Origin of the sequence: Enterobacter soli (assembly GCF_964208575.1) — a bacterium.
Taxonomy (GTDB): domain Bacteria; phylum Pseudomonadota; class Gammaproteobacteria; order Enterobacterales; family Enterobacteriaceae; genus Enterobacter; species Enterobacter soli_A.
This window is the reverse complement of record NZ_CAXOFU010000001.1, coordinates 155,769-175,944: the sequence shown is the minus strand read 5'-3', so window position 1 is coordinate 175,944 and position 20,176 is coordinate 155,769. Positions and strand designations below refer to the sequence as shown.

Genomic DNA, 20,176 nt, shown 5'->3' with positions numbered 1-20,176 from the left:
CTTCCGTCAGCGGACGGTGGGGCTCTCTTCCTGCACCTGTTTTTCCACTTTGAACGGATCGATACCGCGCCGCTGCATGCGCCAGAAGCGAATGATGTTCAGCCCGTTCATTATCAGAAAACTGCCTTCAATCAGCGTCCCGCCAATCGACCCCAGCCAGAAGTTATGGATCACCCAGCAGCAGGTTGAGCACCAGATAATGCAGCGCATGGTCAGGCCTTTGCTGCGAAACAGCGCCCAGGTACTGACGATGGTGCCGATCACCGGCAGCAGCTCAATCGGATGGTGAAACTTCGCCAGCCCAATCCCCCCGGTCAACACGATAAAGATCGCCATCACCCACAGGCTGCGGGTTTTGAGGGTGATCAGCGTGCGCACGGTATTGAGCATCGCGCTGGCGCCCGCGGGAAACGCGCCCATCAGAAAAAAATGCACGCCGATGACGGCGCTGTAGACGGAGAGCTGGATTTTGAACTTCCGCTCGTCGCGGTTGATGAAGGTGGTAATGCCAATCAGAAAGGCGATGACGCCAACGCCCTGGGCCAGCCAATACGCGGTCATGAAGGTGTCCTGTGTTCAGGCAAAAAGAAACGGCGCTTCATTGTATGAAACGCCGTTTCGGATTTAAAGCATTAAGACCTACAGCGTGACGCCGCTTTTGAAAATCGCCAGCTCGCGGAAGTCGTTTTTCTCGTTACAGGTCGGCTTGCCGTTGGCGAATTCCACAATGGTATCGACAAATTCGGTCAGCAGCTGCGGCATCGCTTTACCGTGGATAAGCTGGCCCGCGTCGAAGTCGATCCAGTGCTTTTTCTTCGCCGCCAGCTCGCTGTTGGTGGCAATTTTCACCGTCGGCACAAAGCCGCCGTAAGGCGTACCGCGTCCGGTGCTGAACAGCACCATGTGGCAGCCCGCGCCGGCCAGCGCGCTGGTGGCCACCGCGTCGTTACCCGGGGCGCTCAGCAGGTTCAGGCCGTGGGTTTTCAGGCGTTCGCCGTAGCGCAGAACGTCCACCACCTGGCTGGCTCCTGCTTTCTGGGTGCATCCGAGGGATTTTTCTTCCAGCGTGGTGATCCCGCCCGCCTTGTTGCCCGGCGAGGGGTTCTCGTAGATCGGCTGGTTATGGGCGATGAAGTACTGCTTGAAGTCGTTCACCATGGTGACGGTCTTCTCGAACGTCGCTTCGTCGCGGCAGTGGCTCATCAGAATACGTTCAGCGCCGAACATTTCCGGCACTTCGGTCAGCACGGTGGTGCCGCCGTTAGCAATCATGTAGTCCGAGAAGCGCCCCAGCATCGGGTTCGCGGTAATACCGGAAAGGCCGTCCGACCCGCCGCACTCCAGACCAAACTTCAGCTCGCTCAGCTTGCCCGGCTCGCGTTTGTCGTGGCGCATCACCTCATACAGCTGGTGAAGCTGCTTAAGACCGGCTTCCACCTCGTCGTCCTGATGCTGACACACCATAAAATGCACGCGGTCAGGATCGAACTCGCCCAGCGTTTCGCGGAAGGCGTCCACCTGGTTGTTTTCGCAGCCCAGGCCAATCACCAGCACCGCGCCCGCGTTCGGGTGGCGCACCATGTTTTGCAGCATGGTGCGGGTATTGATGTGGTCATCACCCAGCTGAGAACAGCCGTAGGTGTGGCTGAACAGATGCACGCCGTCGGTGCCTTCGGCGTCGTTGGTTTCCTTCAGGAAACGCGTCTGGATCTGACGCGCGATGCCGTTTACGCAGCCGACGGTCGGGAGGATCCAAAGCTCGTTGCGGATCCCCACGTCGCCGTTGGCGCGGCGGTAGATCTGAACCTCACGATCCGCCGCCTGCCCTGCTTCGGCCTGGAAATCAGGTTGATAGCTATACTCGTCCAGATCGCTCAGATTGGTGCGGGTATTGTGGGAATGAATGTGTTCACCCGGCGCAATATCCACCAGCGCATGACCGATAGGCAAACCGTACTTAACAACGTTTTCCCCTTTGGCGATAGGGGACACGGCAAACTTATGCCCGCGTGCAATCGCCTGACGCAGCGTGACGGTCTGGTTCTCCACGGTCACCGCTGCGCCTTCGGTCAGATCGGCCAGCGCGACGGCAACGTTATCCAGCGAATGGATTTTGATGTATTGCATATCAACCTCTAACGGGCTTAGTTCAGTTCAATGGCGAAGTAATCGCGCGCATTGTTAAAGCAGATGTTTCTCACCATTTCGCCCAGCAGCTGAATATCTGCCGGCGCTTCACCTGCCTGCACCCAGCGGCCGATCATCTGGCACAGAATGCGGCGGAAGTATTCGTGGCGGGTATAGGACAAGAAGCTGCGGCTGTCGGTCAGCATCCCTACAAAGCGGCTTAACAGGCCCAGCTGCGCCAGCTGCGTCATCTGACGCTCCATGCCGTCTTTCTGATCGTTGAACCACCAGCCGGAGCCGAACTGCATCTTGCCCGGCATCCCTTCGCCCTGGAAGTTGCCGATCATGGTGCCGAGCACTTCGTTATCGCGCGGGTTCAGGCAGTACAGGATGGTTTTAGGCAGCAGGTTTTGTTCGTTCTGCTTGCTCAGCAGTTTGGACAGCTCTTCCGCCAGCGGGCGATCGTTGATGGAGTCGAAGCCGACGTCCGCGCCCAGCAGCTTGAACTGACGCTGGTTGTTATTGCGCAGCGCACCGATGTGGTACTGCTGTACCCATCCGCGACGGGCGTATTCCGCCCCCAGGAACACCAGCACCGCCGTTTTGAACTGGGCGACTTCGTGTTCACTGAGAGATTCGCCGGAGAGGCGACGCGCCAGAATGCTGTCCAGCTCGGCTTCGTTAGATTCCGCGAACAGCACCACGTCCAGCGCGTGGTCAGAGACTTTACAGCCGTGCGCCGCGAAGTGATCCAGACGTTTGGTCAGCGCGGTTTGCAGATCGGCGAAACGACGAATGTCGGTATCAGACACTTCCGCCAGCTTGGTCATATAGTCGTTGAAGGTGGCCTGCTCAATGTTGAACGCTTTATCCGGGCGCCAGCTTGGCAGCACTTTGATGTCAAACGAGGTGTCTTTAGCGACTACCGCGTGGTGCTCGAGCGAATCAATTGGGTCGTCGGTGGTGCCAACCATCTTCACGTTCATCTGCTTCATGATGCCGCGCGCAGAGAACTGCTCCTGGGCCAGCAGCTCGTTGCACTGGTTCCAGATTTCATCCGCGGTAGAAGGAGAAAGCAGCTTACCGGTGATCCCGAACGGACGGCGCAGTTCGAGGTGCGTCCAGTGGTATAACGGGTTGCCGATGGTGTGCGGCACGGTTGCCGCCCAGGCGTCAAACTTCTCGCGGTCAGACGCATCGCCGGTGCACAGGCGCTCGGCCACGCCGTTGGTGCGCATCGCGCGCCATTTATAGTGGTCACCCTTCAGCCAGATGTCATACAGGTTTTTGAAACGGTAATTTTCGGCAACCTGCTGCGGCGGTAAGTGGCAGTGGTAGTCGAAAATTGGCTGGTCTTTTGCGTAGTCGTGGTACAGGCGGCGGGCAAATTCGGTATCTAACAGAAAATCTTCGGTCATAAACGGCGTCATTATCGTCTTCCTCTTAACGAGAGCGTCGGAAAGCTTATGTTCAGATGCTGCAAAGTTATCACACCAATTTCCAGAGGCCGAAGTTTTTTTCGTGAGTTAGATCAATAAACACCGACAAATAAATTATCCTCAAAGGAGTAAACCCTCGTCCAGGCCGCGCCAGTACTGGCTTCCCCTGCCGTTGATAATGTCCCTACAAAGAATCACACATTTGTGATGTCACTCACCTTTTAAAGTTGTATGACAAGTTATCTTTTCGCCGTCGCAAACACTAAGCCGACGGAATGCATTCCCGGTGGAAAACATCGGATTTAACGGTACGGATACCGACTTATGCACGATTACTTATGGCAAGGTTCGGGCCGTTCCGGGACATTCTCCCGGTTACGCCCCTCCCGTTACAGAACAGCTCCCGGAAACGGTTGAGATGTTGCCGCACCCCGGTGCGGAAATAACATAACGATGAGGTTTTACATGCGTAAAATTAAAGGGTTACGTTGGTACATGATTGCACTGGTGACGCTGGGCACCGTGCTGGGCTACCTGACACGTAACACCGTGGCAGCAGCGGCTCCAACGCTGATGGAAGAATTACACATCTCCACACAGCAATACTCCTACATCATTGCTGCCTATTCCGCGGCTTACACCATAATGCAGCCTGTTGCTGGTTATGTCCTTGATATCCTTGGCACCAAAATCGGTTATGCCTTCTTCGCCGTCGCCTGGGCAGTCTTCTGCGGCGCCACCGCGCTGGCAGGCAGCTGGGGCGGCCTGGCGCTGGCGCGCGGTGCCGTTGGTGCAGCAGAAGCGGCGATGATCCCTGCGGGTCTGAAAGCCAGCTCCGAGTGGTTCCCGGCGAAAGAGCGTTCAATCGCCGTCGGTTACTTCAACGTGGGTTCCTCTATTGGTGCGATGATTGCGCCGCCGCTGGTGGTGTGGGCTATCGTGATGCACAGCTGGCAGATGGCGTTCATCATCTCCGGCGTGCTGAGCTTTGCGTGGGCAATGGCGTGGCTGATTTTCTACAAACACCCGCGCGATCAGAAAAAACTGTCTGACGAAGAGCGTGACTACATCATTGGTGGTCAGGAATCTCAGCACCAGACCGACAACGGCAAGAAAATGAGCGTCTGGCAGATCCTGGGCACCCGTCAGTTCTGGGGTATCGCCCTGCCGCGCTTCCTGGCAGAACCGGCCTGGGGGACGTTCAACGCCTGGATCCCGCTGTTCATGTTTAAAGTCTACGGCTTTAACCTGAAAGAGATCGCCATGTTCGCCTGGATGCCAATGCTGTTCGCTGACCTCGGCTGTATCGTCGGCGGCTACCTGCCACCGCTGTTCCAGCGCTGGTTCGGCGTGAACCTGATTGTTTCCCGTAAAATGGTAGTAACCATGGGCGCGCTGCTGATGATTGGCCCGGGCATGATCGGCCTGTTCACCAGCCCTTACGTGGCAATCGCCCTGCTGTGCATCGGTGGTTTTGCTCACCAGTCCCTGTCTGGCGCGCTGATTACCCTCTCTTCTGACGTCTTCGGTCGTAACGAAGTGGCAACCGCCAACGGCCTGACCGGTATGGCCGCCTGGACCGCAAGTACCATGTTCGCCCTGGTCGTGGGTGCGCTGGCGGACACCATCGGCTTCAGTCCGCTGTTCGCGGTACTGGCTATCTTCGACCTGCTGGGTGCGGTGGTTATCTGGACGGTGCTGAAAAGCAAGTCCGCAGATGAGCTACAGAAAGAGTCCCTTGGGGGACCGGCGACCCAAAGTTAGCGTCAATCTGTTGACCTCAGAAGCCGCCTCCGGGCGGCTTTTTTGATGGCGAAATCTGGAGACTGGCTCGCAAAAGTGGTATAACAAATATTCCGTCGTACCCTGCCTGGAGCGCATATGGAAATCACCGAATCACGCCGTTTATATCAGCAACTTGCTGCCGAGCTGAAAGATCGCATCGAGCAGGGTGTCTATCTTGTCGGTGACAAACTTCCCGCCGAGCGCTTCATCGCAGATGAAAAAAGCGTCAGCCGCACCGTGGTGCGCGAAGCCATCATCATGCTGGAAGTGGAAGGCTACGTTGAGGTTCGCAAAGGTTCCGGCATCCACGTGATTTCCAGCCAGGCAAAACACTCCCCGGCGCCGGACGAAAGCCTCGAATTCGCCAGCTACGGCCCGTTCGAACTGCTCCAGGCTCGTCAGCTTATTGAAAGCAACATTGCCGAATTCGCCGCTACCCAGGTGACCAAGCAGGACATCATGAAGCTGATGGAAATCCAGGAGAATGCGCGTAAGGAAAAATGTTTCCGCGATTCAGAGTGGGATTTGCAGTTCCACGTTCAGGTTGCGCTCGCGACCCAGAATACTGCGCTGGCGGCAATCGTTGAAAAAATGTGGACTCAGCGCGTTCATAACCCGTACTGGAAAAAACTGCACGATCACATCGATTCTCGCACCGTGGACAACTGGTGTGACGATCATGACCAGATTCTTAAAGCGCTGATTCGCAAAGATCCGCACGCCGCCAAACTGGCGATGTGGCAGCACCTTGAAAACACCAAGCAGATGCTGTTCAACGAAACCAGCGACGACTTCGAATTCAACGCCGACCGCTATCTTTTTGCGGATAATCCCGTCGTTCATCTCGATACCGCATCCAGTCTCGCAAAATAGTTTCCCTTTCTGCTGGCAGGCGCGCCGCTGCGCCTTCCGGCACGAGTGGGTAAGCAAAACATATATAGTGTCAGCCTGTGTAAATCCTCTCGCTCCCCTCCAGTCCTTAAGCCAAAATCATTCCGCCCCATGCAAATTCTATGACGCAGAACCTTGGGCTTTGTTACAATTGGATTCACTTTGCTTTTTTGTAAGTTAGTGCTTGCCAACCAGCCATTTAACAGGGAACAGTTCTGGCCACCACAACGTGTCCGCGAGCGACCATAATGAAATTATAAAACTGTCGCCGTGCTGTTTTTCCCGGATAACAGGCGTGACGTTAACCGATTTCCAGGAACACTGAATGGAACTTTTGACCCAACTACTGCATGCCTTATGGGCTCAGGACTTCGAAACGCTGGCCAATCCATCCATGATTGGTATGCTCTATTTCGTTTTATTTATGATCCTGTTTCTTGAAAACGGATTACTGCCTGCCGCTTTCTTGCCTGGCGACAGCCTGCTGGTTCTGGTTGGTGTGCTTTGCGCTAAAGGGGCCATGGCCTTCCCGCAGACCGTCTTGTTACTCACCATCGCCGCCAGCCTTGGCTGCTGGGTGAGCTATATCCAGGGGCGATGGCTTGGCAATACGCGCATCGTGCAAAACTGGCTTTCACATCTTCCGGCGCACTATCACCAGCGCGCGCATCACCTGTTCCACAAGCACGGGCTGTCTGCGCTGCTGATTGGCCGCTTTATCGCGTTCGTGCGTACTCTGCTGCCGACCATCGCCGGGCTTTCCGGGCTGAGCAGCGCTCGCTTCCAGTTCTTTAACTGGATGAGCGGCCTGCTGTGGGTTCTGATCCTGACGACCCTGGGCTATGCGCTCGGCAAAACCCCGGTCTTTATGAAATATGAAGACCAGCTGATGTCCTGCCTGATGCTGCTGCCGGTCGTTCTGCTGGTGTTTGGCCTGGTAGGGTCGCTGTTTGTCCTGTGGAAGAAAAAATACGGGGCCAAGGGTTAACGATGGAAATCTCACCGTCTTCCCTGCGGCGTTTTTCCTACGCATTGGTTGTGCTGGTTATGTTCAGCGCCATGCTTCTGGTATGGAATGCGCTTCAGCACCAGGAATCGACGCTGGCAATCCGCTCTGTGAATCAGGGTGCCAGCGTGCCTGACGGCTTCTCCATCTGGCATCACCTGGACGCAAACGGCATTCGTTTTAAAAGCATTACCCCACAAGATGATGTTTTACTGATAAAATTTGACTCAAGCGCGCAAAGTGCTGCAGCCAAAGCCGTGCTCGACAGAACTCTGCCGCGCGGATACATCATCGCTCAGCAGGAAGACGACAGTCAGCCTGCGGCCTGGTTGTCACTTCTGCGCGATACATCGCACCGATTCGGATAACTTCCAGGAATCCGAATCTTTTCACTCACTTTGGTGAATACCCCGTTTACTTACTATTATTAAGTACGCGGAGGATCAGACATATGTTCTCCGCATAACTTTGGACATCAGCACACTCCTCCGGACGTGCTGTAACAATGGAAGGTTCCAATAATGAAATACCGCATCGCTCTGGCTCTGGCCCTTTTATCTTTAAGCTCCGCTTCTTTTGCTACTTCTCTGTGTCAGGAGAAGGAGAACGATATTCAGCGCGAAATCAGCTATGCCGAAAAGCATAACAATCAGCACCGCATCAACGGTCTGAAAAAAGCGCTGAGCGAAGTGAAAGCTAACTGTTCGGACGCCGAACTGCGCGCCGACCACAAGAAGAAAATTGCGGAACAAAAGGACGAGATAGCTGAACGCCGTCAAGACCTGCAGGAAGCAAAAGAGAAAGGAGATGCGGAAAAAATTGCCAAACGCGAGAAGAAGTTAAAGGAAGCGCAAGAAGAACTGAAGGCGCTGGAATCACGCGATTATTGAGTTAACGGAAGTCTCACAGGAGAGAATCATGTCAAAAGATACTACGTCAGAAAACCTGCGCGCTGAGTTGAAATCCCTGGCGGATACCCTGGAAGAAGTGCTGAATACTTCTGCTGATAAATCAAAAGAAGAAGTCAGCAAGCTGCGCAGCAAAGCCGAGAAAGCGCTGAAAGAGAGCCGTTACCGCCTGGGTGAAACCGGCGATGCGCTGGCGAAACAAACGCGTGAAGCCGCAGCCCGTGCAGACGAATATGTTCGCGATAACCCGTGGACGGGCGTCGGTATCGGTGCCGCCGTGGGCGTGGTGCTGGGTGTTCTGCTTACGCGTCGTTGATTATGGAAGATCCTCGCCACGCACAAGGGCCTGCTAATAACGTCCTCGGCATTGGCCAGCGTATTTTGACTACGCTGGTCAGCATCGCCGAAACGCGCGTCCGCCTTGCGGTCGTTGAACTGGAAGAGGAGAAAGCCAATCTCTTCCAGATGCTGCTGATGCTCGGGCTTACCATGCTCTTCGCGGCGTTCGGGCTGATGAGCCTGATGGTGTTAATCATCTGGGCTATCGATCCTCAGTATCGTCTTAACGCAATGATCGCCACCACCGTTGTGCTGCTGTTGGGCGCGCTGATTGGTGGGCTGTGGACGCTACGCAAAGCGCGTCAATCCACCTTCCTGCGCCACACGCGCCAGGAACTGGCCAACGACCGCTCTCTGCTGGAGGATGACAAGCCGTGAGCAGCAAAGCCGAACTCATTAAGCGCAAAGCGCGCCTGCTGAGCCAGATCCAGCAGGAACGTCTGGATCTGTCCGCCTGCCGCCGTGACTGGGTTGAGTCAACGCGTTCATTCGACAGAGGCTGGAATACCTTTCTGAGCCTGCGTTCATGGGCGCTGGTGGGCAGTAGCGTAATGGCTGTGTGGGGCGTTCGCCATCCGAGCAAGCTCGTTCGCTGGGCACGCCGCGGGTTCGGCGCCTGGAGCGCCTGGCGTCTGTTCAAAGCCACGCTGCGCCAGCAGCAGCTGCGGTGATAAATGCAAAACGGTAACCCTGGTTACCGTTTTTTGTTTTTGTTCCCCTCACCCTCCCCCCAAAAAGGGCGAAGGGATGACAATGTGCGAACATAAGATGCCCTCCCTACCTGCTTCTATTACTCAATATCTTTGATAAAGATTGACAGTTTTCCTTGCTAACATTTGCCATTCGTCACGTTTATGATTCTCTCCATCGAAAGCAAGTTCGCGATATGTATCCGAATTTACAGACAAATAAAGATCAGCCGCCCGTGTGGTTTCCTGGAGAGTAAAATGAAAAAATTAGAAGATGTTGGTGTACTGGTAGCGCGCATTCTGATGCCAATTCTGTTTATCACCGCAGGTTGGGGCAAAATCACCGGATATGCGGGTACACAGCAATATATGGAAGCCATGGGCGTGCCGGGGTTCCTGCTGCCGCTGACCATTCTGCTTGAGTTCGGCGGCGGTCTGGCAGTGCTGTTCGGCTTCCTGACCCGTACTACCGCGCTGTTCACCGCAGGCTTTACGCTGCTGACGGCGTTCATCTTCCACAGCAACTTTGCGGAAGGCGTGAACTCCCTGATGTTCATGAAAAACCTGACCATTGCCGGCGGTTTCCTGCTGTTGGCTATCACCGGTCCTGGCGCATACAGCATCGACCGCGTTCTGAATAAGAAGTGGTAAGCACGCTATACTGATGTAAAAAAGCGAGGAGATATCTCCTCGCTTTTGCTATCTGACGGAGGAGGAAAAGATGGGACAACTCGTAGACGGCGTCTGGCAGGATGTCTGGTATGACACAAAATCCACCGGAGGCCGCTTCAAGCGCTCTGTTTCGGCCTTCCGCAACTGGCTGACCGCCGACGGCGCGCCGGGCCCTGGCGGCGAAGGCGGTTTCGCCGCCGAGAAGGATCGTTATCATCTCTATGTTTCACTCGCCTGCCCGTGGGCGCACCGCACGCTGATTATGCGTAAGCTCAAAGGCCTGGAGTCGCTGCTGCCTGTTTCGGTGGTTAACCCCCTGATGCTGGAAAATGGCTGGACGTTCGACAGCGATTTCCCCGCCGCCACCGGCGACGATCTTTATCATCATGAGTTCCTGTATCAGCTCTATCTGCGCGCCGACCCGCACTACACCGGGCGCGTGACCGTGCCCGTTCTGTGGGACAAGAAAAACCAGACCATCGTCAGCAATGAATCTGCGGAGATCATCCGTATGTTCAACACAGCGTTTGACGCCCACGGCGCGCGCGCCGGCGATTATTACCCGGTAGAGCTGCGCGACAAGATTGATGAGCTGAACAGCTGGATCTATGACAACGTGAATAACGGCGTCTACAAAGCCGGTTTCGCCACCAGCCAGGAAGCCTATGACGAAGCGGTCGGGAAGGTGTTTGAATCCCTGGAACGTCTGGAGCAGATCCTCGGCCAGCACCGCTACCTGACGGGCGATCGCCTGACGGAAGCGGATATTCGCCTGTGGACGACGCTGGTGCGTTTCGATCCGGTGTACGTCACCCACTTCAAGTGCGACAAGCACCGCATCAGCGATTACCTGAACCTGTACGGCTTCCTGCGCGATATCTATCAGATGCCGGGCATTGCGGAAACGGTCGATTTTGACCATATCCGCACCCACTATTACCGCAGCCATAAAACCATCAACCCGACGGGCATTATCTCCATTGGCCCGTGGCAGGATCTGGATGAGCCGCACGGCCGCGACGAGCGATTCAGATAAATATTCAGGGCATCCATTGATGCCCTTTTTTATTTCTCCAACTCCATCTATCCTTATCTCGATCGCTTAAAAAACAAGTGATTGACTGATAATTGAGGCAAGGAAAATGGACTGGTATTTAAACGTACTGCGCAACTACATCGGATTCGGCGGACGTGCCCGCCGCAAAGAGTACTGGATGTTCGTTCTGGTGAACTTCATCCTGGCTCTGGTGTTGAGTATTGTGGACAAAATTCTTGGCTGGGAACGTGCCGGAGGAGAAGGCGTTCTCACGACGATTTACGGCATCTTCATTATGCTGCCTTCCTGGGCCGTACAGTTCCGCCGCCTGCACGACACCGATCGTTCAGCCTGGTGGCTGCTGCTGCTGTTGATCCCGATTGTCGGCTGGATCGTGATCCTGATCTTTAACTGTCAGAACGGGACGCCGGGCGATAACCGCTTTGGGCCGGATCCTAAGCGCAACGCATAAACATAAGCCCGGTGGCGCTTACGCTTACCGGGCCTACCCGCTGCACACCTGCCCCGAGCAGCGATGTCCGATTCCGGTCAAATAGCCCGCACGTCCTTTAAAACCCTTTTTTTAGTGCACTCTTTCCCTCTATCCTTGCGGCGCTCACTTAGGAACAAGTGACTGACTGATTATTAAGGCAAGGAAAAATGAACTGGTATTTTGAGGTATTGCGCAACTACGTTGTGTTCGCTGGCCGTGCCCGCCGCAAAGAGTATTGGATGTTCACTCTGGTGAGCTCCATCATCAGCATCGTGTTTATATTTGCTGATTTAATGTTAGGTCTGGGGGAATTTGCAGGTGGGATCCTTTTTACGATTTATAGCCTGCTGGTGATGCTCCCCACCGTGGCGGTAACATTCCGTCGATTACACGACACTGAACGTTCAGCATGGTGGCTTTTGCTGGGTCTTATCCCGCTTGTCGGCTCGCTGGTACTTCTGGTCTTTATGTGCAGTGACGGGACGCCGGGCGACAACCGCTTTGGCCCGGACCCTAAGCGCAACGCATAAAAAAAGCCCGGTACGCTTACCGGGCCTGCTTCTTTATTTATTGTAGTGGGCAAAGAGCTTGGGTATTTCGCGCAGGCACCACGACTTTGCCTCGCCCATGCTGTCGCGCCGCCACGCCATGATGATATCCACCTCGCTGGTGTACTCCGGGCTGACCACCCGCAGGCGCCCTTCGGCGATATCTTTTTCCACGAACGGATAGGGCATGGTCGCCATGCCAAGACCCGCCAGCAGCGCCTGGCGCTTATCTTCCAGCGACGTCACCGTCAGGCGCGGCTGTTTGTCCAGCAGCTGTACCGTTAGCACCGGGCGCTCGCGGGCGGTATCCGCCACCGCCACGCCGCGGTACTTCACGCGCGTGACTTCGGACAGCGGCTCCGGCTCCTGGTGGATCGGGTGATCCGGCGCAGCCACGTAAACGTTCATCACGCTGTAGAGCTTGCGGGAGTTGATTTCAGACGACGAACGGAAGTGCATGTCCGGCGCAATCACGATATCCGCCCTGCCCGTTTCCAGACGTTCCCACGCCCCCGCCAGCACTTCGGTAATAATGGAAAGCTGCGTGTTAGCTTTTTCCGCCAGCCTGTCCACCAGCGGGAACAGCGCCTGGGTTGGCACCAGCGCTTCGGTCACCAGCGTCAGGTGTGTTTCCCAACCGCGCGCCAGCGCTTCGGCATCGGTGGTTAATTTATCGGCGGCTTCCAGCAGCACGCGGCCGCGCTCCAGCAGCATTCGGCCAACGTTGGTGAATTTTGTTCTATGACCGGAACGATCGAATAACACCACGTCCAGCTCTTCCTCAAGCTTCTGCATGGTATAGCTGAGCGCAGACGGAACGCGCCCCAGTTCATCTGCCGCAGCGGCAAAGCTGCCACGCCTGTCAATCGCGTCCATGACGCGAAGCGCCTCAAGCGTCAATGCTCTCTCTTTAGCCATCTCGTTCTCATTCAGGAAATTTGAACATACCCGGCAGAATATCTGGCTAACAATGAAGCGTCCATACCTTTACCATTGTTTTAGTGTAAAGAGAGGTCAAGTTTATGATTACGACAAGAACAGCTAAACAGTGCGGACAAGCCGATTTCGGTTGGCTGCAGGCCCGCTACACCTTCTCCTTTGGACACTACTTTGACCCAAAACTCCTCGGTTACGCTTCATTGCGCGTGTTAAACCAGGAAGTGCTCGCCCCGGGGGCGTCCTTCCAGCCGCGTGCGTATCCGAAAGTCGATATTTTGAACCTGATCCTGGAAGGCGAGGCAGAATACCGCGACAGCGAGGGCAATCATGTCCAGGCGAAGGCTGGCGAAGCGTTGTTGATTTCAACGCAGCCCGGCATGAGCTACAGCGAGCATAACCTCAGCAAAGATAAGACGCTGACCCGTATGCAGCTGTGGCTGGATGCCTGCCCGGAGCGGGAAAATCCGCTGGTGCAAAAGGTTGATTTAACGGGCGAAAAGCAGCAGCTGATTGCCACCCCCGACGGCAGTAACGGCAGCCTGCAGCTGCGCCAGCAGGTGTGGCTGCACCATATCGAGCTGAAAAAAGGTGAGCAGGCGAGCTTCCAGCTTCACGGCCCGCGCGCCTATCTGCAGTCGATTCACGGTACGGTACATGCGGTGACGCACTCGGAAGAGAAAGAGGCGTTGACCTGCGGTGACGGGGCATTTATTCGCGATGAAGCGAATATCACGCTGGTTGCCGACACGCCGCTGCGTGCGTTGTTGATTGATTTACCGGTGTAATGAAATGCCCGCGCACCCGCGCGGGCGTAACATCAGTTGGCCAGCGCGTTGGCCATGTCCGTCTTAATCTGCTTACGCTGTTCCGGCGTCAGCACCTGACTCACATCGAAGTAGTATTTCACGCGGTAGTAACGCGCCTGTTCCTCAATTTTGCTAAACGCCGCGAGCTGGCTTTTCACCGTGCTTTCGTTCCATTTATTGTCCTGGAACATCTCAATCAGCGCGCCATCCTTCACCCCGGTCATCGGGATCGTGCTGACGTTGTCTTCCAGCTTCTGGTGCAGATCCTCGATCTTCTTCACCTGATCGCTGCTGAGCTTCAGGTGCTGTACCAGCGGATCCTGAGAAGGAGAAGGTGCAGCCTCAACGTTTGCCGCCTGGGCGGCAAAACTGCACACCGCCAGCGACGCGGCAGCCAAAGCAATACGGGTCATTTTCATCATCTTACTGTCCTTACATTTTGTTATAGGGAAAAGCAGGAGCATTGTTTTTCAAGAGCGGATGAATATGTGTGAATAATTATATAAACAATTTTGTAGGTTCAGCGGGCAAAAAAAAGCCCCCTTCTCCGAGGGGGCGTTACGGCTCGCTTTTACTACATCGCCTGCGTGAAGGTGCGCGAAATGACGTCCTGCTGCTGCTCCCGCGTCAGCGCATTAAAGCGCACCGCATAGCCCGACACGCGGATCGTCAGGTTCGGATAGTTCTCAGGATGCGCGATGGCGTCGAGCAGCATCTCCCGGTTCATGACGTTGACGTTCAGATGCTGGCCGCCCTCGATGGACGCCTCATGGTGGAAGTAGCCGTCCAGCAGCCCCACGAGGTTGGTTTTGCGCACGCTTTCATCTTTGCCCAGCGCCTGCGGCACGATGGAGAAGGTGTAGGAAATCCCGTCCTTCGCGTAGGTGAACGGCAGCTTGGCAACCGAGGTTAACGACGCCACCGCCCCTTTCCTGTCGCGCCCGTGCATCGGGTTTGCGCCCGGTGCGAACGGCGTACCGCCCCGGCGTCCGTCCGGCGTGTTCCCGGTCTTCTCGCCGTACACCACGTTGGACGTGATCGTGAGGATCGACTGGGTGGGCACCGCGTTGCGGTAGGTCGGCAGCGCCTGAATTTTCTTCATAAAGCGCTCAACCAGGTCACAGGCAATGCTGTCCACGCGGTCGTCGTTGTTGCCATACTGCGGGTACTCCCCTTCAATCACAAAATCGACCGCCAGCCCGTTGTGGTCGCGCACCGGCTTCACGGTGGCGTACTTAATGGCCGACAGGGAATCTGCCGCCACCGACAGCCCGGCAATGCCGCAGGCCATCGTGCGGTATACGTCCCGGTCGTGCAGCGCCATCAGCGAGGCTTCGTAGCTGTATTTATCGTGCATATAGTGGATGAGATTCAGCGCGCTGATGTACTGCACCGCCAGCCAGTCCATAAAGTGATCGAGGCTCGCCATCACGGTGTCGTACTTCAGCACGTCGTCCAGCAGCGGCTCGGCTTTTGGCCCGACCTGGATTTTCAGCTTCTCATCCACGCCGCCGTTGATCGCGTACAGCAGCGTTTTCGCCAGGTTGGCGCGCGCGCCAAAGAACTGCATCTGCTTGCCGATCACCATCGGGCTGACGCAGCAGGCAATGGCGTAGTCGTCGCTGTTGAAGTCGGCGCGCATCAGATCGTCGTTCTCGTACTGCAGCGAGGAGGTCACGATCGACACCTGCGCGGCGTATTTTTTGAAGGCGATCGGCAGTTGATCTGACCAGAGGATCGTCAGGTTCGGCTCCGGCGCGGGCCCCATGGTGTGCAGGGTATGCAGATAGCGGAAGCTGTTCTTCGTCACCAGCGTGCGGCCATCCAGCCCCATCCCGCCGATCACTTCCGTGGCCCAGATAGGATCGCCGGAGAAGAGCGTGTCGAACTCCGGCGTGCGCAGGAAGCGCACCATGCGGATCTTCATGATGAAGTGGTCGATCAGCTCCTGCGCCTGCACCTCGTTCAGACGTCCGGCCTGCATGTCGCGCTCAAGATAAATGTCGAGGAACGTCGCCGTGCGCCCCAGGGACATCGCCCCGCCGTTTTGCGATTTCACCGCCGCCAGATAGGCAAAGTAGAGCCACTGCACCGCTTCCCGGGCGGTGATCGCCGGCCGTGAAATATCAAAGCCGTAGTTCGCCGCCATCTGCTGGATTTGCAGCAGCGCGCGTTTATGCTCGGCCAGCTCTTCGCGCAGGCGGATCGTCGCCTCCAGATCCTCGCCGCGCTCCAGCCTGCCCTGCAGATCGGCAAACTGCAGCTCGCGCTCGCGCACCAGATAGCTGATGCCGTACAGCGCCACGCGGCGGTAGTCGCCGATGATGCGCCCGCGCCCGTAGCCGTCCGGCAGGCCGGTCAGCACGCCGGATTTACGGCAGCGCATCATCTCCGGAGAGTAGACGTCGAACACGCCCTGGTTGTGGGTTTTGCGCAGGTCGGTGAACAGGTACTCAAACTGCGGATCCATCTCGCGGCCGTAGGCCTCGAACGAGCTGCGGATCATGTTGATCCCGCCGTAGGGATGCAGCGCGCGCTTGAGCGGTTTATCGGTTTGCAACCCGACGATCGTTTCCAGCTCTTCGTCGATATACCCCGGCCCGTGGGCGGTAATGGTGGTGGCAACGTTGGTGTCGAAATCCACCGGCGCGTGGGTGGCATTCTCCTGACGAATGCCGACCATCACCTTCTGCCACAGCGCCGTCGTTGCTGGCGTCGCCTGCGCGAGGAAAGCTTCATCGCCGTCGTAAGGGGTATAGTTATGCTGAATAAAATCGCGCACGTTGATGCTGTCTTTCCACGCTTCACCGCGAAACCCGGCCCATGCGTCGCTGTAGGGGGCAACGTTCGTATCCATTGTGACTTTCATTTCACTCTCGCTCTATCAGGCGTAAGCCGCAGCCGGAGTTACCTTCCCAAGACGGAGGGCGTCCAGCGCAATCATTTTTTCTTCGTTGGTCGGGATCACCGCGCAGGCCGCGCGGGAGCAGTCGGTCGAAATCACGCGCTCGCCCGCGCTGCCCGGCAGGGCGTTTTTGTGCTCGTCCAGCGCGATGCCGAAGACCTTCAGGTGTTCCGCAACAAGGGCGCGGATAAGCGCTGAGTTTTCACCGATGCCGCCGGTGAACACCACGCCGTCGAGGCGATGCAGCGACGCGGCGTGCCCGGCGATATGCCGCGCAATCCGGTGGACGAAGGTCTGGATCGCCAGCGTCGCGCGCTCGTGCCCCTCGTGCCAGGCCTTCTCCAGGGTGCGGAGATCGGCAGACAGCCCGGAGATCCCCAGCAGCCCCGACTCTTTGTTCACCACCCGCTCAAGGTCGTCGAACGACTGCCCCGTCTGGCGGGCAATCCACGCCATCGCGCCAAAATCGACATCGCCGCAGCGGGTGCCCATCATCAGCCCTTCCAGCGGCGTCATGCCCATGGAGGTATCCACGCTTTTGCCGTTACGCACCGCGCAGATGGACGCCCCGTTACCGAGGTGCGCAATGACCAGCCCGCTGTCGTCGGGAGATAGCGAAAGCAGCTGATGCGCCTGGGCGGACACATAGCGGTGCGAGGTGCCGTGAAAACCATAGCGACGCACGCCAAGCTCCTCGAAATAGCGGTACGGCAGCCCGTAGAGATAGGCCGATGGCGGCAGGGTCTGGTGGAAGCTGGTGTCGAAAACCGCCACCTGCTGCACGCCGGGGAACAGCCGCTCTGCCGCTTCCACGCCGCTGAGGTTGGCGTAGTTATGCAGCGGGGCGAGCGGCGAGACCTGGCGGATCTGGGCGATGACCTCGTCGGTGATCGGGGTTGACTCGCTGAACAGGTCGCCGCCGTGCGCGATGCGGTGGCCGATCAGGGCCACGCTGCTCATCAGGTTGCGTTTCTCCAGCTCCAGGGCGATGGCGGCCAGCGCCCCTTCGTAGTCGTGATGAGCCAGTCTGACCGGCTCACCCCCGTTCACGGCGATAAAGGCCTTTTCAGTGTTAATGCCGTCCGCGATGCCCGTGACCAGGGCATCGCAGGTGCCGGCGTCGAGTACCGAGAACTTAACGGATGAAGATCCGCAGTTAATAACCAGTACAACCGGAAACTCAATCATGGTGTTACTCCGCTCATCCTGAGCCTTGGGTTAAAACAGTTTGTAAACGATGTTCAGAATGGTCAGCAGCCCGACCAGGGTGACAAAAATGTTCTCCGGCTTGCCTTTGTACTTCGCCAGCGCCGGGGTTTTGCGGATGGCGTACATCGGCAGCAGGCACAGCAGAGAGGCAATAATTGGCGCGCCCATCGCTTCAATAAGGTCGAGAATGTTCGGGTTGGCGTAGGCCACCACCCAGGTGGAGCCCATGATGAAAATCATGCTGATGGTGTTCAGTTTGCCCACCGAGACTTTCTTCTTGTCGCCCTTATAGCCGAACTTGAGGATCAGGCCGTTCAGCCCTTCCAGCGTGCCGAGGTAGTGGCCGAAGAAGGATTTGAAGATCGCCACCAGCGCGATAATCGACGCGCCGTATTCCAGCACCGTGGCGAAGGTGGATTTGCTTCCCGACATCGACGCGAAGTGGTTTGCCAGGTAAGAGAGCACCGGAATGTTCTGCGCTTTGGCTTCCGCCATGTTCTGCGGAGAGAGCGTGAACAGGCAGCTAAAGGCGAAGAACATCACCACCGCCACCATCAGCATGCTGGCGCGACCGATGATTTTGGAACATTTCTGCTCGGTGAAGGCTTTGCCGAATTCCGGCTCGTACTCTTCGCGTTTCGACACCACGAACGACGAGACAATCGGCGAGAAGTTGAAGGAGAAGACCATGATGGAGATCCCCAGCCATACCGTCACCAGAATGCCGTCGTGACCGGTAAAGGCGATATCGCTCAGGTTAACCTGGTCGATGACCGCAGAGTTCCAGTACGGGATCAGCGATAGCGAGATCAGCACCAGGCTGGCGATAAACGGGAACACCAGGAAGCTCATCACCTTCACCATCAGGTCTTTACCGAACCAGATCACGAAGGCCATCAGCAGCAGCAGGAATAGCGCCACGAAGCCGCGGTTCAGCGCCGGAAGCTGGAGCTGGTTTTCCCAGAAGGTCATAAAGGTGTTGGTAATGGTGACGCCGTAAATCCACAGCAGCGGACAGATGGCAAAGAAGTAGAGGAACGTAATCACCACCCCGCCGGTTTTGCCGAAGTGCTCCTCCACCGTTTCGGTGATGTTGCCGGAGACGTTGCTCCCGGACAGGCACAGCCGCGCCAGCGCCCGGTGGCAGTAAAACGCAATCGGGAAGGCGAGAAGCAGCATCAGCAGGATAGGGATTAAGCCCCCGAAGCCTGCGCGAATAGGGAAGAACAGCACGCCTGCGCCGATGGCGGTGCCAAACAGCCCGAGCGTCCAGGTGGTATCTGACTTACGCCAGGTCGACGTTTTGCTCTGGCCGACGATAATGCTTTCTGTGTTGCTCATAGGTCTTCCTCTTATGCGTCAACGAAGCCGGTGATTTGGGAAACGCGGGACAGATCGATATTGCCGCCGGAAATAATGCTGACGGTTTTGCGCCCCTGAATATAATTGTCGAGCTTGCCGCTTAATAACGCCGCGCACGCCAGCGCGCCCGCGCCTTCAGTGACCACTTTATTGCGCTGAATAAGGGCAACCATGCTGTTGCGAATATCGTCTTCGCTGACCAGCACAATGTCATCGACTAATTCACGAACAATTTCGAAGGTTAAATTACCCGGGCGGGAAACGTCGCAGCCGTCGGCCAACGTTCCGGTAACGCGGTGGGTCATTATTTCATCGGCGTAAAAAGAGGCGGCCATGCCGTGCACGTTTTCGGACTGCACGCCGATAATATTAATGGTCGGGTTGATGGATTTAATGGCCGTGGCGATGCCCGCAATTAACCCGCCGCCGCCGATAGGCACAATCACGTTATCCACGTCGTATAAATCTTCGAGAATTTCCAGGCCGATGGTTCCCTGCCCGGCAATCACCTTCGCGTCGTCATAAGGCGGGATAAAAATGCGCCCTTCCATCTCGACGATTTCGCTCACTTTGGCGATGGTGTCGTTGAAGTTCTCGCCGTGCAGCACCACTTCCGCCGAGTAATCGCGGGTTGCCGCCACTTTGGATTTCGGCGCGCCCATTGGCATCACCACTTTGCCGTCGATACCCAGCATGGCGCAGGAGAGCGACACGCCCTGCGCGTGGTTTCCCGCCGAGCAGGCCACCACCCCTTTGCGTTTTTCGGCATCGGTCAGGGAGGCTAATTTATTAAAGGCGCCGCGGATTTTAAACGAGCCGGTGCGCTGCATATTTTCAAACTTCAGGTATATCTCACCCTTACAGCGTTCGCTGAGATAATTCGAGCGCGGCATGCCGGTTTTATATATTTTACCTGCCAGGCGTTTTCTGGCGTCCTGAATATCGTCGATGGTTACCGGGAGGTCGTAGGTAATGTGCATAATATCCTCGTTATAATAATTCAGTTTCTTCAGGCAAAGTCA

The 20,176-nt window shown here is 56.5% G+C and carries 22 protein-coding genes; 13 read left to right on the top strand and 9 right to left on the bottom strand.

Features of this window, described 5'->3' with window-relative positions; translation table 11 throughout:
* Positions 1-6: 6 nt before the first annotated feature.
* From AB6V08_RS00855 to uxaC, 3 genes are all read right to left on the bottom strand, one after another.
* Complete coding sequence (locus AB6V08_RS00855; protein WP_368540779.1) at positions 7-561, bottom strand: YgjV family protein; 555 nt, start codon at positions 559-561, stop codon at positions 7-9.
* Between the two features lie 78 nt (positions 562-639).
* On the bottom strand, positions 640-2,127 hold the full coding sequence (locus AB6V08_RS00850; RefSeq protein WP_368540778.1) for a UxaA family hydrolase: 1,488 nt from the start codon (positions 2,125-2,127) through the stop codon (positions 640-642).
* Between the two features lie 17 nt (positions 2,128-2,144).
* Complete coding sequence (uxaC, locus tag AB6V08_RS00845; protein WP_368540777.1) at positions 2,145-3,557, bottom strand: glucuronate isomerase; 1,413 nt, start codon at positions 3,555-3,557, stop codon at positions 2,145-2,147.
* 474 nt (positions 3,558-4,031) lie between these two features.
* Between uxaC and AB6V08_RS00840 the strand changes: the two genes are divergently transcribed.
* The 12 genes from AB6V08_RS00840 to AB6V08_RS00785 all read left to right on the top strand — a co-directional run bounded on the left by AB6V08_RS00840 (position 4,032) and on the right by AB6V08_RS00785 (position 11,915).
* On the top strand, positions 4,032-5,330 hold the full coding sequence (locus AB6V08_RS00840) for an MFS transporter (protein WP_368540776.1): 1,299 nt from the start codon (positions 4,032-4,034) through the stop codon (positions 5,328-5,330).
* Positions 5,331-5,447: 117 nt separating this feature from the next.
* Entirely contained in the window at positions 5,448-6,224 is a 777-nt protein-coding gene (gene exuR / locus AB6V08_RS00835) for a transcriptional regulator ExuR (RefSeq protein ID WP_368540775.1), read from the top strand.
* A gap of 343 nt (positions 6,225-6,567) precedes the next feature.
* On the top strand, positions 6,568-7,230 hold the full coding sequence (yqjA, locus tag AB6V08_RS00830) for a DedA family general envelope maintenance protein YqjA (RefSeq protein WP_368540774.1): 663 nt from the start codon (positions 6,568-6,570) through the stop codon (positions 7,228-7,230).
* Between the two features lie 2 nt (positions 7,231-7,232).
* Entirely contained in the window at positions 7,233-7,616 is a 384-nt protein-coding gene (gene mzrA, locus AB6V08_RS00825; protein WP_368540772.1) for an EnvZ/OmpR regulon moderator MzrA, read from the top strand.
* A 153-nt stretch (positions 7,617-7,769) separates the two neighbouring features.
* A complete protein-coding gene (locus AB6V08_RS00820; RefSeq protein WP_368540770.1) occupies positions 7,770-8,138 on the top strand; it encodes a DUF1090 domain-containing protein in 369 nt (122 codons plus the stop codon).
* 28 nt (positions 8,139-8,166) lie between these two features.
* Positions 8,167-8,472, top strand: a complete 306-nt coding sequence (locus AB6V08_RS00815) for a YqjD family protein (protein WP_368540769.1) — start codon at positions 8,167-8,169, stop codon at positions 8,470-8,472.
* A 2-nt stretch (positions 8,473-8,474) separates the two neighbouring features.
* Positions 8,475-8,873, top strand: a complete 399-nt coding sequence (locus AB6V08_RS00810; protein ID WP_368540768.1) for a phage holin family protein — start codon at positions 8,475-8,477, stop codon at positions 8,871-8,873.
* The gene (locus AB6V08_RS00805; RefSeq protein WP_368540766.1) at positions 8,870-9,166 is read left to right on the top strand and encodes a YqjK-like family protein; all 297 of its coding nucleotides are present in this window, start codon (positions 8,870-8,872) and stop codon (positions 9,164-9,166) included. Before AB6V08_RS00810 ends, AB6V08_RS00805 begins: the two co-directional genes overlap by 4 nt.
* 276 nt (positions 9,167-9,442) lie before the next feature.
* Complete coding sequence (locus AB6V08_RS00800) at positions 9,443-9,835, top strand: DoxX family protein (protein WP_234673160.1); 393 nt, start codon at positions 9,443-9,445, stop codon at positions 9,833-9,835.
* Between the two features lie 70 nt (positions 9,836-9,905).
* A complete protein-coding gene (locus AB6V08_RS00795) occupies positions 9,906-10,892 on the top strand; it encodes a glutathione S-transferase family protein (protein WP_368540765.1) in 987 nt (328 codons plus the stop codon).
* Between the two features lie 106 nt (positions 10,893-10,998).
* Positions 10,999-11,364: a DUF805 domain-containing protein gene (locus AB6V08_RS00790; protein WP_368540764.1), complete on the top strand. Its 366-nt coding sequence runs from the start codon at positions 10,999-11,001 to the stop codon at positions 11,362-11,364.
* A 188-nt stretch (positions 11,365-11,552) separates the two neighbouring features.
* Positions 11,553-11,915: a DUF805 domain-containing protein gene (locus AB6V08_RS00785; RefSeq protein ID WP_368540763.1), complete on the top strand. Its 363-nt coding sequence runs from the start codon at positions 11,553-11,555 to the stop codon at positions 11,913-11,915.
* A 33-nt stretch (positions 11,916-11,948) separates the two neighbouring features.
* Here AB6V08_RS00785 and AB6V08_RS00780 read toward each other — a convergent pair whose 3' ends face one another.
* Positions 11,949-12,851, bottom strand: coding sequence for a LysR family transcriptional regulator (locus AB6V08_RS00780; RefSeq protein ID WP_368540761.1), 903 nt, complete (start codon positions 12,849-12,851; stop codon positions 11,949-11,951).
* Between the two features lie 104 nt (positions 12,852-12,955).
* On the opposite strand from AB6V08_RS00780, the gene AB6V08_RS00775 reads away from it, so the two are divergent.
* Positions 12,956-13,657, top strand: a complete 702-nt coding sequence (locus AB6V08_RS00775; RefSeq protein WP_368540760.1) for a pirin family protein — start codon at positions 12,956-12,958, stop codon at positions 13,655-13,657.
* 32 nt (positions 13,658-13,689) lie between these two features.
* Here the strand turns inward: AB6V08_RS00775 and AB6V08_RS00770 are convergent, their stop codons facing one another.
* The 5 genes from AB6V08_RS00770 to tdcB form a co-directional block, all read right to left on the bottom strand.
* A complete protein-coding gene (locus AB6V08_RS00770) occupies positions 13,690-14,100 on the bottom strand; it encodes a Spy/CpxP family protein refolding chaperone (RefSeq protein WP_368540759.1) in 411 nt (136 codons plus the stop codon).
* 152 nt (positions 14,101-14,252) lie between these two features.
* Positions 14,253-16,547, bottom strand: a complete 2,295-nt coding sequence (pflB, locus tag AB6V08_RS00765; protein ID WP_368540758.1) for a formate C-acetyltransferase — start codon at positions 16,545-16,547, stop codon at positions 14,253-14,255.
* A gap of 15 nt (positions 16,548-16,562) precedes the next feature.
* Positions 16,563-17,771, bottom strand: coding sequence for a propionate kinase (gene tdcD, locus AB6V08_RS00760; RefSeq protein WP_368540756.1), 1,209 nt, complete (start codon positions 17,769-17,771; stop codon positions 16,563-16,565).
* A 30-nt stretch (positions 17,772-17,801) separates the two neighbouring features.
* The gene (gene tdcC, locus AB6V08_RS00755) at positions 17,802-19,133 is read right to left on the bottom strand and encodes a threonine/serine transporter TdcC (protein ID WP_368540754.1); all 1,332 of its coding nucleotides are present in this window, start codon (positions 19,131-19,133) and stop codon (positions 17,802-17,804) included.
* An 11-nt stretch (positions 19,134-19,144) separates the two neighbouring features.
* Positions 19,145-20,134: a bifunctional threonine ammonia-lyase/L-serine ammonia-lyase TdcB gene (tdcB, locus tag AB6V08_RS00750; protein ID WP_368540753.1), complete on the bottom strand. Its 990-nt coding sequence runs from the start codon at positions 20,132-20,134 to the stop codon at positions 19,145-19,147.
* Between the last annotated feature and the right edge of the window lie 42 nt (positions 20,135-20,176).

Coding starts and splice junctions, on each gene's coding strand:
- AB6V08_RS00850 (WP_368540778.1), bottom strand. CDS start 2,127: ATGCAATACATCAAAATCCATTCGCTGGATAACGTTGCCGTCGCGCTG.
- tdcC (WP_368540754.1), bottom strand. CDS start 19,133: ATGAGCAACACAGAAAGCATTATCGTCGGCCAGAGCAAAACGTCGACC.
- AB6V08_RS00840 (WP_368540776.1), top strand. CDS start 4,032: ATGCGTAAAATTAAAGGGTTACGTTGGTACATGATTGCACTGGTGACG.
- AB6V08_RS00775 (WP_368540760.1), top strand. CDS start 12,956: ATGATTACGACAAGAACAGCTAAACAGTGCGGACAAGCCGATTTCGGT.
- uxaC (WP_368540777.1), bottom strand. CDS start 3,557: ATGACGCCGTTTATGACCGAAGATTTTCTGTTAGATACCGAATTTGCC.
- tdcD (WP_368540756.1), bottom strand. CDS start 17,771: ATGATTGAGTTTCCGGTTGTACTGGTTATTAACTGCGGATCTTCATCC.
- AB6V08_RS00855 (WP_368540779.1), bottom strand. CDS start 561: ATGACCGCGTATTGGCTGGCCCAGGGCGTTGGCGTCATCGCCTTTCTG.
- tdcB (WP_368540753.1), bottom strand. CDS start 20,134: ATGCACATTACCTACGACCTCCCGGTAACCATCGACGATATTCAGGAC.
- AB6V08_RS00785 (WP_368540763.1), top strand. CDS start 11,553: ATGAACTGGTATTTTGAGGTATTGCGCAACTACGTTGTGTTCGCTGGC.
- AB6V08_RS00780 (WP_368540761.1), bottom strand. CDS start 12,851: ATGGCTAAAGAGAGAGCATTGACGCTTGAGGCGCTTCGCGTCATGGAC.
- exuR (WP_368540775.1), top strand. CDS start 5,448: ATGGAAATCACCGAATCACGCCGTTTATATCAGCAACTTGCTGCCGAG.
- AB6V08_RS00820 (WP_368540770.1), top strand. CDS start 7,770: ATGAAATACCGCATCGCTCTGGCTCTGGCCCTTTTATCTTTAAGCTCC.
- yqjA (WP_368540774.1), top strand. CDS start 6,568: ATGGAACTTTTGACCCAACTACTGCATGCCTTATGGGCTCAGGACTTC.
- pflB (WP_368540758.1), bottom strand. CDS start 16,547: ATGAAAGTCACAATGGATACGAACGTTGCCCCCTACAGCGACGCATGG.
- AB6V08_RS00810 (WP_368540768.1), top strand. CDS start 8,475: ATGGAAGATCCTCGCCACGCACAAGGGCCTGCTAATAACGTCCTCGGC.
- AB6V08_RS00795 (WP_368540765.1), top strand. CDS start 9,906: ATGGGACAACTCGTAGACGGCGTCTGGCAGGATGTCTGGTATGACACA.
- AB6V08_RS00770 (WP_368540759.1), bottom strand. CDS start 14,100: ATGATGAAAATGACCCGTATTGCTTTGGCTGCCGCGTCGCTGGCGGTG.
- AB6V08_RS00800 (WP_234673160.1), top strand. CDS start 9,443: ATGAAAAAATTAGAAGATGTTGGTGTACTGGTAGCGCGCATTCTGATG.
- mzrA (WP_368540772.1), top strand. CDS start 7,233: ATGGAAATCTCACCGTCTTCCCTGCGGCGTTTTTCCTACGCATTGGTT.
- AB6V08_RS00790 (WP_368540764.1), top strand. CDS start 10,999: ATGGACTGGTATTTAAACGTACTGCGCAACTACATCGGATTCGGCGGA.
- AB6V08_RS00815 (WP_368540769.1), top strand. CDS start 8,167: ATGTCAAAAGATACTACGTCAGAAAACCTGCGCGCTGAGTTGAAATCC.